Source organism: Flavobacterium oreochromis, assembly GCF_019565455.1.
GTDB classification, from domain to species: domain Bacteria; phylum Bacteroidota; class Bacteroidia; order Flavobacteriales; family Flavobacteriaceae; genus Flavobacterium; species Flavobacterium oreochromis.
The window spans coordinates 2053298-2066675 of the sequence record NZ_CP067377.1 but is presented as its reverse complement, the minus strand read 5'-3'; the positions used below and the strand labels follow the sequence as shown (position 1 = coordinate 2066675).

Below are 13378 nucleotides of genomic sequence, written 5' to 3'. Positions count from 1 at the left end.
ACTTTAGCAACAAATTTCTCAAATCTTTATTAGTTATTAATGAAAAAAATATTTTTATCAGCTGCATTAACAATCTTTTTCTTTAATTGTAAAGCAGCTCCATTAAGTAATAGTTCTAAAACTCCTGAAGTAAATGTTACAATTGATTTAAACACAATACAAGATGATAAAATCATGGTAACAGTAATTCCTAGTCCTTCTAAAGAAGATGTTATTCTGTTTAGTATTCCTAAAACAGTCCCAGGAACTTACTCATCAGATAATTACGGTCGTTTTATTGAAAAAATAAAAGCTTATACTACCAAAGGAGAAAATTTACCTTTAGCTAAACTTGATGAAAATACGTATCGGATTACAGATGCTAAAAAATTAGGTAAAATAACTTATTGGGTAAATGATACTTATGATACTGAACAAGTTGGCGGTATAGGTGGCGATGATGTTTTTTCACCAGCAGGAACCAATATAGACTCGAACTGTTTTGTGCTAAACACACACGGTTTTATTGGTTATTTTAGTGATAAAAAAGAAGTTCCTTACACTTTAACTGTTCTTCATCCTGATCATTTATATGGAGCTACTTCCCTTACAGATCACAATCCTAGTAATACTATTGATATTTTTAAAACCAGTCGATATGCCACCCTTGTAGATCATCCTATAATGTATACAAAACCTGACATTGCTACTTTTAAGGTAGAAGATATGGATATTCTAATTAGTGTATATTCTCCAACGGGAAAATACAAAGCAGCTGATTTAGCTCCCAATATGGAGAAAATGATGAAAGCTCAAAAAAAATTTTTAGGTCCTATTAATAATACAAAAAAGTATTCTGTATTAATTTATCTTACAGATGTACAAAAACAAGATGCAAAAGGATTTGGTGCTTTAGAACATACGACTTCTACAACTGTTGTAATGCCTGAAATGATACCTTCAGATCAAATGGATGAACAATTAAAAGATATTGTATCACATGAATTCTTTCATATTGTAAGTCCTTTAGGTATTCACGCAGAAGAGATTCATTATTTTGATTTCAATGAGCCTAAAATGTCAAAACATTTATGGATGTATGAAGGAATAACAGAATATTTTGCAAATCTTTTTCAAATTAATCAAGGTTTAATAAATGAAGAGGAGTTTTATAATCGTATGAGTGATAAAATTAGACAAGCAGCTCATATGAATGATACAATCCCTTTTACAAAAATGAGTGCTAATGTATTAACTAAACCTTACAAAGATCAGTACCTTAATGTATATCAAAAAGGAGCTTTGATAGGTATGTGTATAGACATCATTATTCGTGAAAAGAGTAACGGCAAACGAGGGGTACTTGATTTAATGCAAAAATTAAACAATGAATATGGTATTGACAAACCATTTAAAGATGATGCTCTTTTTGATAAAATCATAACCTTTACTTATCCAGAGGTAGGCGATTTCTTAAAAAATTATGTAGACGGCCCTACTCCTATACCTTATGAAAAGTTTTTTGTCAAAATGGGAGTTACACAAGCGCAAACAAAAATACCAGGAAATGTTTTCATCAAGGAACAGACTCCTTATGTTACAATTAATCAAGCTACTAAAGAAATAGTAATTCTTCCAGGAATAGAGCTTCCCGAATTTTATACTAATTTAGGATTAAAAGGAGGTGACTGTATACTAGCTATAAATGATAAAAACTATAATCTAGACAATATTTATGATATGATTATGGCAAGTCAAAGCTGGAAAGAGAACGAAAATATTTCAGTTAAAATTAAAAGAGATCAGAAAGAAATGATACTAAAAGGAGTAGTAAAACTTCCTTTTGAAGAAGTAACTGGTTACAAAGCTACTGATGACACTAAAAAAGCATTAAAAGAAGCTTGGCTTAAAGGATAAATCATATTCCGTATAAATTTAAATCCTCAAAATACAGTTGAATTTTGAGGATTTTTTTTATTACATTGCGAGAAATTTATAATAAATATGTATAAAAAGGTTATCATAGCAATCTCTTTTGCTTTTTTTGCATCATGTGCAGATAAAGTACCTGCAAAAGATGAGGTAATAGTTACAGGAAATATAAAAGGATTAAAAAAAGGAAAATTATATATTCAAAAAGTACAGGATAGCAGCTTAGTAGCTTTAGACACTATTCAACTAAATGGATCCTCTAATTTTGAGAGTACTATAAAATTAGATTCTCCTGAAATGCTTTATTTATTTGTAGATAGAGGACAAACTAACTCTATGGATAATAATTTATTATTTTTTGCTGAACCTGGAAAAATAAATATAGATACAGATCTTGAATTCTTTTTTGCTAATGCAAAAATCACAGGTTCTAAAAACCATGATCTTTACAAGGAATACAAGGATATTATAGCTCAGTTTAATGAACAACAACTCCAATTACTTCAAGCTAAAATACTAGGAAATAAAGGCAGTAAAAATTACAATGAGCAAGAAAACCAAAATAAACAGAATCAATTATTAAAAAGAAATACTTATACTCTGCAAATTTTGCATTAACTCATGCAGATCATGAAATTGCTCCCTACATAGCTCTTACTGACATTTATGATATGCAACCTAAGTTTTTAGAAGAAATACAAAAAAAAATGTCCCCAGAAGTAGCGAACTCTAATTATGGTAAAAAATTCACAGAGTATTTAAAAAAATCAAAATAATACAAAAGCGACGATTAACTATTTTAATTGTCGCTTTTCATTTAAGACTTCTACTAATAAATTAAGCTGAATGAACACACAATCTGTTTATAATTTACCTTTTGATTTTTTTCAGAATAATCATTTTGACTGTGCTATTTATTTTTATAATGCACAACAATCTACTAAAAATATCCCTGTTACTTTTACCCACAATGTTCTTTGTTTCTTACTTAACGGACATAAAGAGGTAATCAGTAACCAAAATAATATTTCTATCCAAAATGATCAATTTTTCTTATTACAATCAGGAAATAGCTTAATGACAGAACGTTTAATAGGTGAATCTGGTTATAATAGTATTCTTTTTTTCTTTTCAGATCATTTTTTAAATGATATTTTATTCAAAAAACAAATTCAATTACCTAAAGCAACTCACTCAAATCAAGCTGTATTAGATCTTCACAAAGATGCTTATGTCTGTTTATTTGAAAAATCATTGATTTTACTAAAAAATGATTTTAATCAAGCTTTACATCTTACGCATATTAAATTAGAAGAAATTTTATTGTATTTACTAAATAAAGAACCCGAACGAATCAGTAGTTTTTTTCAGAATACATTAAGCCGTGATAAACATAAATCTATAAAAGATATTATACAACAACATGAGAACAATCATTTAACGATTGAAGAACTTGCTTTTTTATCAAATATGAGCATTTCTACTTTTAAGAGAAAATTTACAGAGATATACCAAATTTCTCCTAAAAAGTATTTTATTTCTAAAAAAATGGAAAAAGCACGAAACGAATTAATGCTTAACAAAAGGCCCTCTGATCTTTATCATGAATTAGGATATGAAAATTTATCTGCGTTTAGTAATGAGTTTAAAAAATACTATGGAGTATCCCCTAAAAATTTTAAAAATTAAAAAATGAACTAAAAGAACATCTTTTTGAGCTTCTAGCGCAATAAAACTGTCATAGTTAGTATTAAATTTGCATTATAAAACGATAAAAAAATGAAAAACTTTTTAACCTTACTTGCGTTTATTTCAATTTTTACAGCAAGTGCACAAACTTTTACTTTAAAAAGTAATGACTTAGGAGGTCAAGCAACTATGAAACAAGTTTTTAACGGATTTGGTTGTACAGGTGAAAATTTATCTCCTCAACTATTTTGGGAAAATGCTCCAAAAGAGACTAAAAGTTTTGCGGTGACAATACATGATGAGAATGCTCCTACAGGAAGTGGATGGTGGCATTGGCTTGCTTTTGATATTCCTGCTACAACTAAAGAGTTAAAAACAGGAGCTGGTGATCTTTCTAAAAACTTAATGCCTGTTGGTTCAGTACAAAGTATTACTGATTTTGGCAAGTCAGGTTACGGTGGTCCTTGTCCGCCTGAAGGTCATGGTTTTCATAAATATACTATTACTGTTTATGCTTTAAAAACAGACAAATTAGGTTTAGATAAAAACGCAAGTCCTGCCTTAGTTGGTTATTATTTAAACGGAAACACCATTGAAAAAGCTTCTATTATAATGTATTACAAAAGATAATACTACAACTCTATATTTTAATAAAAAGAAGGTGCCTAAAAATAAAAAATCAACGTAACATTTATGAGTCTGATACAAAAAATCTCATAATCAATATTATAAAATTCCCCTTTGATCAAAACAACAAGATTATAGCTTTTTTAGGACACCTTCTTTTTACTTCTTAGCTGCTTTATTTAATTCTTCACCTCCAGGCAAATTCATCCGTTTAGTTAAAAGTGAAATTTCATTTAATGAAAAATCGCCTGTTAAAGACATTAAAACAGTTTCTTTTCCTTCCATAAGAAGCAATAATTCAGATACATTAGTAGTTCCTGGAATAGTTTTTACATATATTTTAGAACTTTTTCCATTCTCATTTACGCGCATTAATTCCTCTAATTTATCACTATACTGCTCTACACTAGCACGTATCTCAGAAGTTGATTTTGGATGAGTTGTCCTAAAAACTTTTAGATAATCTAACTTCTTAATTAAATTTAAATAAGCCTGATCTTCTTTAGTTTCCATTTTTACTTTACTCATTAATTCAAACATCTTATCATTCACAATAACAGACGATATATTACTATTTCCTTCAAATTTATCAAAAGGGGTTTGTGCTATAGATAAATAAGAGGATAAAATACTAAAAACTAAAATTATTTTTTTTTTCATTTTCTATTTTTTAAAAATCTTCTGAGTAACATGTTCGTACTCTTTTAATGTATTAGCATTTTTTATGCCAGAATTTAATTGAATTGACACTAAACGTAAAGCCTTTTGTGTTTCTTTATAAGCTTCTTCGGGGGTTTCACAGGTTCCTAAAGACGTTTTAACAACTTTCCTATTTTGCTTTTCAAACCAACAATAGTAGCTTCCAAATGCCACTACTCCAACTATAAATGTTAAAAACCAAAATAAATTTCGATTTTTGATATTTTCTTTACGCATTTGAGATAAATTTGAGCTTATAAATTTACATCATATACCTATATAAATGAAAAAAAATACAATCAAGCTTTTGCTAATTTTCACTGTAGGTCTCGTTTGGAGCTGTACAGACCTAGATGATCAACCGCAATATGACCCCTCTGATGCGTATGATTTTGTATGGAAAGGACTAAATCAATATTATCTTTATCAAGAAAATGTAACGAATCTAGGCGATCGTCGTTTTAATTCACAAAATGATTTAGATCTTTTTCTAGCTAATTTTTCTAAACCTGAAACTTTATTTGAAAGTTTGATCTATGATCGAAAAAATACAGATAAATATAGCGTCCTTTTTTCAGATTATACTCAATTAGAACAAATTCTAACGGGTACAAATGATAGTAATGGCATGGAATATGGACTTACGACAAAATCTGGAAGTAGTACCGATTTTTTTGGTTGGGTAAAATATATTATGCCTACAAGTGATGCTAGCACAAAAGGCTTAAAACGTGGCGATCTTTTTTATGCCGTTAATGGCATTCCTCTCACCCGAAGTAATTACCGCGATTTACTTTCTAAAACTACATATACATTAAATCTAGCATCCTATGATGCAGGAACAATTAAGCCAAACGGGAAGTCTGTAGAACTAACTAAAAAAGCTTATTCTGAAAACCCTGTATTTATCACTAATATACTAGAAGAAGGAACCAAAAAAATAGGTTATTTAATGTATAATGGTTTCTACACGTCTTATGAATCAAAATTAAATCAAGCTTTTGGTGAACTAAAAGCTGCAGGAATTACAGACTTAGTTTTAGATTTGCGTTACAACTCAGGCGGATCAGTAGCTACTGCAACTCGTTTAGCTAGCATGATTACAGGTCAATTTACTGATCAAATTTTTGCTAGACAACAATGGAATTCTAAAATTACTTCTACAACGGATCCTAGCAAATTCATTAACAAATTTACCACACAACTGGATAATGGAAGTCCTATCAATTCATTAAATTTAAAAAAAGTATATATTTTAACCACTATTAACACAGCCTCTGCTAGTGAATTAGTTATTAACTGTTTAAAACCATATATACAAGTAATTCAAATTGGCGGTACTACAACGGGCAAAAATGTAGGATCTATAACCCTTTTTGATTCTCCTGATTATAAAAAAAGAAATCTAAATCCAACTCATAAATATGCAATGCAGCCTATTGTTTTAAAAATTGCCAATAAAGAGGGGTTTAGTGATTATCATACTGGAATTACACCTGATACTTCTAATATTTTAGCTGAAGATATAGCTAATTTAGGCGTTTTAGGAAATAGCTCTGAACCTTATTTAGCAAAAGCTATTAGCTTAATTAAATCAGGTGGCAAGGTAAGTAATCAAAAAACTCATTTTAAAATTTATAATGAATTTATAGATTTTTCTAAGCGTGATTTGAAATATGAAATGTATTTAAATTAAAGAATAATGTTGAAAAAGGTAGATAAAATTTTAAATCCTTATTAAGGTTTTAAACACTTATGATTTATAATTTGTACCCAGAACAGTGCGTTTTAAAACAATTATGGAAGGATTATTATATGAAAAGTCCTATTATTATAAACCAATAATAGGACTAAAAATCAGTTGTAAATCTATTTTAGAGACACTATCCTACAAAGTGTGTAAGTTAAAAAGTTTAGGCTTGGATTTTATAATCTGAGCCTTTTTTCAAATATAAGATTAAATTGGTTTAAAACAATACCCCAATTTTGTATTGGCATCGACCATTTTTTAGTTGCTTCTTTTAAGGCAAGGTAAACCGATTTTATTACCGCCTCATCTGTTGGAAACGACATTTTGTTTTTGGTGTACTTGCGAATTTTCCCATTAAGATTTTCAATTAAATTTGTGGTATAAATAATTTTGCGGATTTCTAACGGGAAGTCAAAAAGATGGTTAATTCGTCCCAATTTTCCCTCCAAGATTTGATAGCATATCCATATTTAGATTCCCATTTTTGAGCAAAATCTTCTAGAGCTAACTCGGCGGCTTGTTTTGTTGGTGCTGTATAGACTAGTTTCATGTCGGTTGTAAATTGCTTTTTATCTTTCCATACGACATATCTACAAGCATTTCTTATTTGGTGAACCACACAAATCTGTGTTTGTGATTCAGGAAAAACAGAACGTATGGTTTGAGTAAATCCGTTTAAATTATCGGTAGCCGTTATTAAAATATCTTCCACTCCGCGGGCTTTTAAATCGGTTAAAACACTCATCCAGAAGCTTGAACTTTCATTCTTACCTAACCACATACCAAGAACTTCTTTTCGTCCTTCATGATTAAGTCCTACTGCTAAATAGATAGTTTTATTGATTACTTTTGAGTTTTCACGAACTTTGAAAACAATTCCATCCATCCAAACAATTAAGTAAACTTCATCTAATGGTCTGTTTTGCCAGGTTACTATCTCACTTGCTACTGCATTAGTAATTCTTGAAATGGTAGAAGTTGAAATGTCAAAATTATACATTTCTTTGATTTGCTCTTCAATATCACTAACACTCATTCCTTTAGCATAAAATGAAATGATAACATTCTCTAAACCATCAATAATATTATGTCTTTTAGGGACTAAAACAGGTTCAAAACTACCTTCTCTATCTCTTGGGACTTTAATTTGATCTTCTCCAAAGGAAGTCTTAATCTTCTTGGTTCCATGACCATTACGATAATTGCCGTCAGAGGTTTTTTGATGTTTTTCGGTATCTAAGTGAGCATCTAGTTCGGCATTGAGCATGTGTTCTACTGCTCGTTTATGCATTTGCTTAAAAAAGGAAGATAAATCTTCTCCATTTTTAAAGGATTTAAAAAAATCCTTGTTGTTTAATAAGTCTTCTTTGTCTATCATAACTATGTAAATATATAAAACGTTAAAAAGTTATTTCCGAAAAATTTTAGCTCTTTTAAGCGAGCTAATTTTTCAGAATAACTTTTTAACTTACACAGTTTGTGTTATACTGCCATTTTAGAATTAAATATAAATATGTAAACTTTTTTAGGACGAGACATTTTGTTTGTGTATATCCGAGCGATCCTTTAGTTTTGTTCTTTGAAAAATTTGTGTAGCAATATCCGCTAAACTACCACCAAATTTGCCTGTCGCTTAATAAAAAGAAAATAATTAGTTTTTTTCTCTCTCAAAAATATGTAACGTATTATTGTGGTCTAGTACATATATTTTATCAGCACCATACTGTAAATCTCTAATAGCAGGAAATTTGCCTTTCACTTCTTCTATCTCACTGCTCCAAATAATTTCTTTTTTGTTCTACAAAAAATAGCAAAACGATTGTTGTCACTACCTTCGTATGAATAAATATACTCTTTATCAAATCCGCCTACATAATTTAAATTGAGTTGGTGTTTTTGTGAGGTTTCTTTAAAACTATAGCTATGAAAATAATCATTTTCAGATTTTAAATTATATTCTATATAAAAATGCTTGTTAAGATTAAAGATATGCCCACTCTCTTCATCTAAAACTGTATCATAGCCAAAATAACCGTTGAAATCTTCAAAATCACTTTCTCCTACTATCATTTTACCTTCTTTGATATAACGAGATTCTGCACCTATTTCTACATCTAATGCTAATAAAGCGCCACTATTTAACACCACCCAAAGTTCATTTTTGTAAACTCCTAAAAATTTAATGACTTCGGCTTGCTTTTCTATATCAGGTTCGTTTATATAATTAGCTCTTTGAAACCAATTGTATTTAGGTGAAAGATCATATTGCCAAATTGTTTTAGAACTATATACTTCGTTTGAGCATACAAAACTATCCTTTAATGAAAAAAAATATTATCATCGAATCCGAAAGGTTTAAAAAAGTTTTTTCAGATTCCCATATTTCTTTATTTTCTATTAAGTCTAATGCTTTTGTTAATCGGTTAGTATAATCTTTATTCCAATAACCAATCAATAATACTTTTTTAGATATAAATTCACCAATCTTTTCAGTTTTTATTTTGGAAAAATTATCTAAATCATAAATAAAAGTATCATTAGTACTATCTATTTCGACTAAAAAACTACTTTTAAATCTTTTAACATAATTAATATTTCCTGAAACTAACTCTTTATCGTTTTTTAATATTAAATTGTTACTCCAAATTATTGTATAGCTATTACTAATATCTATTTGATTTACACTTTTATATTTAATTTTTTCAATTAACATAAACCTAAAATTTAATTTGTTTTTATAAACTTTAAAGCATTATTTCTAAACGTTTCATTCATATTTAATAAATTTTTAAATTCTGTAGAATTATCAAACTTAAAATTACCAAATTCAAAAAGTTGTTTCATTTTTTCTTTTCCTAAACCACCTTGATTAATGGCTTTGAACATATCATCTGAATTACTTAATAAAAACTCTTTCATTCCATTTTTAGCTTCTTGCAAAGATAGTTTTGATTTATTAAATACATATTGTAGTTGTTCTAAATTTTCAACTTTAGTGATATAATTTAAAAATTGAGGTTTGCTTATTTTAGATGCATTTGCATAGCTTTTGTATTCTAAATATCGTAAATCTGTTGCGTTATTTGTATTTAACTCTACGTCAAATTTACACTTTATACATGGTAAATCATCCCCATCAAATTCCAAATCAAATGATTTAACTTTGTCTTTAGGTATGCCTCTGTTTTCTAAATCTTTCATCATGTGCCAAAAACCGTCTTGAACTGCAGGATTAGGGTTGTTTAGAGCATCTCGAATACTTTTATTAAAGCCATCTACTCCTTCATACGTGTTTGCTATGACTTTGAGCATTCGCATATGCTCTTCAAAAGAAAATTTGTTCCAGCCCCATTTAGAATTTTTGTGAGCAGTCATAAATTTTTTCAAAATATCATCTAATTCATCTCCTAAAATAGTAATCATAGATGGGTTGCTTATCACATCATTAAGTGCTTCAACAACAGCTTTTGTTCTTTTAATGTTTGGTCTTAAGTCATTTAACCATTGCCAAGCTTTACTAAAATCTTTTCCTGCTTTTACTAAATCTTGTAGGTCTGTGCTTTTTTCAATACCCTGATAAATGGAGTACAAGATTATAAAACAAAAAAGCAACTTCGCCATTGCGAGCATCGAAGCAAACGAGTTGCTTTTTTGTTATTTACTACTTACCACGCGAAAGGATTCGCGCGGGATCGGCGTTTTAAAACCCCATTATTTTTTATACTTACACAGTTAGTGAGATACTACCTCTAAATGATACAATAATCGTTGCAATCTTTTTAAATCGATTATTTTATCACTGAATAATATATACATATTTGATTTGTTTTTTATACATTCAATAATTAACTCATAAAAAGAGGCAAACCAATAAATTTTATTATCTAAGCCACCTACAAATAATTTATATTCATTTCCAAATATTTTTTTATTTTGAAACATTTCATTTTCAGAGAATCTAGATTTCCATTCTGTCTGCTCAGATGAAGGAACACTAATGTTTCGTTGAATCAATAGAGCTTCTAATTCATTTTTTAGATTTCTTTGAATTGTTTCTAAAGAGATTGGATTTATTTTAAATAATGATTTATTTTTTATAATATGAATCTTACTTTCCACTAAACTTAATAAGATTTTATAAAAATCAATATTCATGTCCGAGCCACTATTCTTAGCGGAAATAATTATTTCAAAGCTTGAATTGAAAATAAAAATATATTTTTTCATTATTTGTAAAAATTTACTATCACTTCCTCTGAGTTATTTGTAATAATTTCAACTTTATTGTAGCCATCAAGTTGGTATACTTTTCCAACTGGAGTTTCTAATGTAGCAGCTTGAGGAGTTAATCCTTCCTCAATTTTTTGTTTAAAAATTGTGAAATTTGTTGATTCTCCTGAGGCGTAATTTCCTGATGTTTTCCACAATCCTTTAATTTTAGTAAAACTATATTCCGTTTTTGCTGACCCATATATAGCTTTAAACACTCCTTGATTTTGTAAATTTTCAGGAATATTTACATAAAACTCTAGAACATTATTCCTTGTTAAAGAATATCCTACATCTACTACTTTCCCATCATTAAGTATTGCTTTATGTAGAGTTGCAGTTGAAACTCCTTCATAATAAACTGGATAAACTTCATCTATAGAGCTCCAAATTTTAGCCTTCTCCGCCCCTGTAGCACTTTCCAGTTCGCGCGGATTTACACAAAGATTTTCTCAGCGCAAACGGTTCGCGCAGATTTATAATCATAAGTGTTCGAAACCTTAAATTTTATAATTTTACAAGAAACTATGCAAGTTTCGGAAGTGTTAAATTATATTCCAAAAGAGGAATTAGAAAGATTATCATTAAAGTACAAGGTTGATTACCAAGTTAAAAAGCTCAATGGGCAAACGATGTTTCAACTTTTACTTTTTTCAATGCTAAATGTAAAAAATAATAGCCTGAGGGTTATGGAGGAATTTTATCATTCATTAGCATTTAAAAGTATTGCAAACAATAGTTTTGACGGAGTAAAATACAATTCGATAAGAGACCGATTAGTTACTATAAATCCGTGTTATTTCGAAGCAATTTTCAAAAGTTGCTTGAAACAATTTCAAAATAAATATCTTAATAAAAAGCACAACATCATTGCTTTCGACTCTACTTTAGTCAGTATTTCTTCTAAATTATTTGAAGAAGGAATGCAGATTAACAAACAAGGAGATAAAAGATTTGTGAAATTTAGTATGGCTTTTTCGAATGTTCCTATACACTCAAAGATATTTACAGAACAAGCTTTCGTTTCTGAAGATTTTGCTTTAAAAGATTTGATAAATGAATGTCCCCTAAGTCCAGAAAATATATTGGTCTTTGACCGCGGACTTCAGGCAAGAAGTGCATTTGAAAGTTTTAATAACCAGAATTTTATTTTTGTTACTCGTCTTAATAATTATACTCGATTTGATATAGTTGAGGAATTTAAAATAGTTCAAAATGAAACAGAAAGATTATATATTGAAAGAGATTTGAAGATCATATTGTTTGATAAACGAAATAAAAAAACAACTTCATTTTTAAGGTTAATCATTGCAAGAGAAAAGGAAAGTAATGAAATATTCTATTTTTTAAGTAATAGTAATGACCTGACTTCTAAAGAGATTGTCGATATTTACAAAAAGCGATGGGAGATTGAAGTGTTTTTTAAATTTATAAAACAAAACTTAAACTTTAGTCATTTGATTTCTAGGAATCTAAACGGAATAAAGGTTGTTATGTATATGACTTTGATAATGGCGATCCTTTTGACAGTTTATAAAAAACTAAACAATCTAAAAGGGTACAAAATACCAAAACTAAAATTTGCTAACGAGTTAGAAGTATTAATCATCAAAGATATTATGGAAAAATGCGGTGGAAACCCAAATCAAGTTGAGGATATTTTCAAACCAAAATAGGGTTTCGAACACTTATGAATGCAATTCTGCGCTAACGTTAGCGCTTAGATTTTGTTTGCACATATCTGAGCGATCGGGATGCAATTCTGCGCCAACGTTTGCGCTGAGACTCACTTTGTGTCATTCCTGCGCGATCGGGAATGCAATTCTGCGCCAACGTTTGCGCTGAGACTCACTTTGTGTCATTCCTGCGCGATCGGGATGCAATTCTGCGCCAACGTTTGCGCTGAGACTCACTTTGTGTCATTCCTGCGCGATCGGGACAGAAGGTAAAAGCAAAATGCTTGTCTTAAATAACGTAAGAAACAAACTTGTACACATTATATGTGCTTGTGTTAGAGAAAACAGACATTACCAAATAAGAGAAGTAGCATAAAAAACAATAAATAAATTTTTCTTTTGAAAGGAAAGAAGTAAAAAACTTCTTCCCCTTCGAAAGACTTATTGTGTTTTTCCAACATAAAGTTATTAAATTATTAGCAAAAAAGCATTGAAAATTTTAACAATTATTATTTGCTTTTATCATAGTAATCGTTTGCGTTGAGACTCACTTTGTACCATTCCTGCGCGATCGGGATATTATCAGCGCGTTTTATACCATTTTCAAAGATCGTTATGGCACCATCAGTCGTATAAACTTTTTTGCCTGTAACTTGAGCAAGTGCTTGGGCGCTAGCTAAATCATTACATGATAAAAGTACAATCTCTTTTTATTTGGATCGAGTTTTTTAGCTAATATTTCTGCTAATTCCTCTGG

Annotated in this window: 13 protein-coding genes and 1 pseudogene; 6 read left to right on the top strand and 8 right to left on the bottom strand. The window is 29.4% G+C overall.

The window, feature by feature from the left end:
• Nucleotides 1–39 precede the first annotated feature (39 nt).
• The 4 genes from JJC03_RS09855 to JJC03_RS09840 all read left to right on the top strand — a co-directional run bounded on the left by JJC03_RS09855 (nucleotide 40) and on the right by JJC03_RS09840 (nucleotide 4230).
• Nucleotides 40–1896 (top strand): M61 family metallopeptidase, encoded by a 1857-nt coding sequence (locus tag JJC03_RS09855; RefSeq protein WP_103715412.1) that lies wholly within the window; start codon nucleotides 40–42, stop codon nucleotides 1894–1896.
• Between the two features lie 87 nt (nucleotides 1897–1983).
• Nucleotides 1984–2529, top strand: coding sequence for a DUF4369 domain-containing protein (locus JJC03_RS09850; protein ID WP_258930624.1), 546 nt, complete (start codon nucleotides 1984–1986; stop codon nucleotides 2527–2529).
• A gap of 228 nt (nucleotides 2530–2757) precedes the next feature.
• Nucleotides 2758–3600 (top strand): helix-turn-helix domain-containing protein, encoded by an 843-nt coding sequence (locus tag JJC03_RS09845; protein ID WP_088400926.1) that lies wholly within the window; start codon nucleotides 2758–2760, stop codon nucleotides 3598–3600.
• Nucleotides 3601–3690: 90 nt separating this feature from the next.
• Complete coding sequence (locus JJC03_RS09840) at nucleotides 3691–4230, top strand: YbhB/YbcL family Raf kinase inhibitor-like protein (protein ID WP_088400928.1); 540 nt, start codon at nucleotides 3691–3693, stop codon at nucleotides 4228–4230.
• 156 nt (nucleotides 4231–4386) lie between these two features.
• Here the strand turns inward: JJC03_RS09840 and JJC03_RS09835 are convergent, their stop codons facing one another.
• Nucleotides 4387–4887 (bottom strand): GFO_1090 family protein, encoded by a 501-nt coding sequence (locus JJC03_RS09835; protein ID WP_088400930.1) that lies wholly within the window; start codon nucleotides 4885–4887, stop codon nucleotides 4387–4389.
• A gap of 3 nt (nucleotides 4888–4890) precedes the next feature.
• Nucleotides 4891–5163 carry a hypothetical protein gene (locus JJC03_RS09830; protein ID WP_088400932.1) on the bottom strand — a complete coding sequence of 91 codons (273 nt, stop codon included), beginning with the start codon at nucleotides 5161–5163 and terminating at the stop codon, nucleotides 4891–4893.
• A 46-nt stretch (nucleotides 5164–5209) separates the two neighbouring features.
• On the opposite strand from JJC03_RS09830, the gene JJC03_RS09825 reads away from it, so the two are divergent.
• Nucleotides 5210–6622, top strand: a complete 1413-nt coding sequence (locus JJC03_RS09825; RefSeq protein ID WP_235873211.1) for a GFO_1087 family putative carboxy terminal peptidase — start codon at nucleotides 5210–5212, stop codon at nucleotides 6620–6622.
• Nucleotides 6623–6852: 230 nt separating this feature from the next.
• Here the strand turns inward: JJC03_RS09825 and JJC03_RS09820 are convergent.
• From JJC03_RS09820 to JJC03_RS09795, 6 genes and pseudogenes are all read right to left on the bottom strand, one after another.
• A pseudogene (locus JJC03_RS09820) lies at nucleotides 6853–8054 on the bottom strand (IS256 family transposase).
• A gap of 386 nt (nucleotides 8055–8440) precedes the next feature.
• Entirely contained in the window at nucleotides 8441–8824 is a 384-nt protein-coding gene (locus tag JJC03_RS09815; protein ID WP_235873210.1) for a hypothetical protein, read from the bottom strand.
• 163 nt (nucleotides 8825–8987) lie between these two features.
• Nucleotides 8988–9389 (bottom strand): hypothetical protein, encoded by a 402-nt coding sequence (locus JJC03_RS09810; protein WP_235873209.1) that lies wholly within the window; start codon nucleotides 9387–9389, stop codon nucleotides 8988–8990.
• Nucleotides 9390–9400: 11 nt separating this feature from the next.
• Nucleotides 9401–10297, bottom strand: a complete 897-nt coding sequence (locus JJC03_RS09805; protein WP_235873208.1) for a hypothetical protein — start codon at nucleotides 10295–10297, stop codon at nucleotides 9401–9403.
• A gap of 111 nt (nucleotides 10298–10408) precedes the next feature.
• Nucleotides 10409–10903: a hypothetical protein gene (locus tag JJC03_RS09800; RefSeq protein ID WP_235873207.1), complete on the bottom strand. Its 495-nt coding sequence runs from the start codon at nucleotides 10901–10903 to the stop codon at nucleotides 10409–10411.
• Nucleotides 10903–11163 (bottom strand): hypothetical protein, encoded by a 261-nt coding sequence (locus JJC03_RS09795; protein ID WP_235873206.1) that lies wholly within the window; start codon nucleotides 11161–11163, stop codon nucleotides 10903–10905. The genes JJC03_RS09800 and JJC03_RS09795 overlap by 1 nt, the downstream gene beginning before the upstream one ends.
• A gap of 309 nt (nucleotides 11164–11472) precedes the next feature.
• Between JJC03_RS09795 and JJC03_RS09790 the strand changes: the two genes are divergently transcribed.
• The gene (locus JJC03_RS09790) at nucleotides 11473–12621 is read left to right on the top strand and encodes an IS4 family transposase (protein WP_235873205.1); all 1149 of its coding nucleotides are present in this window, start codon (nucleotides 11473–11475) and stop codon (nucleotides 12619–12621) included.
• The last annotated feature ends 757 nt before the right edge of the window (nucleotides 12622–13378 follow it).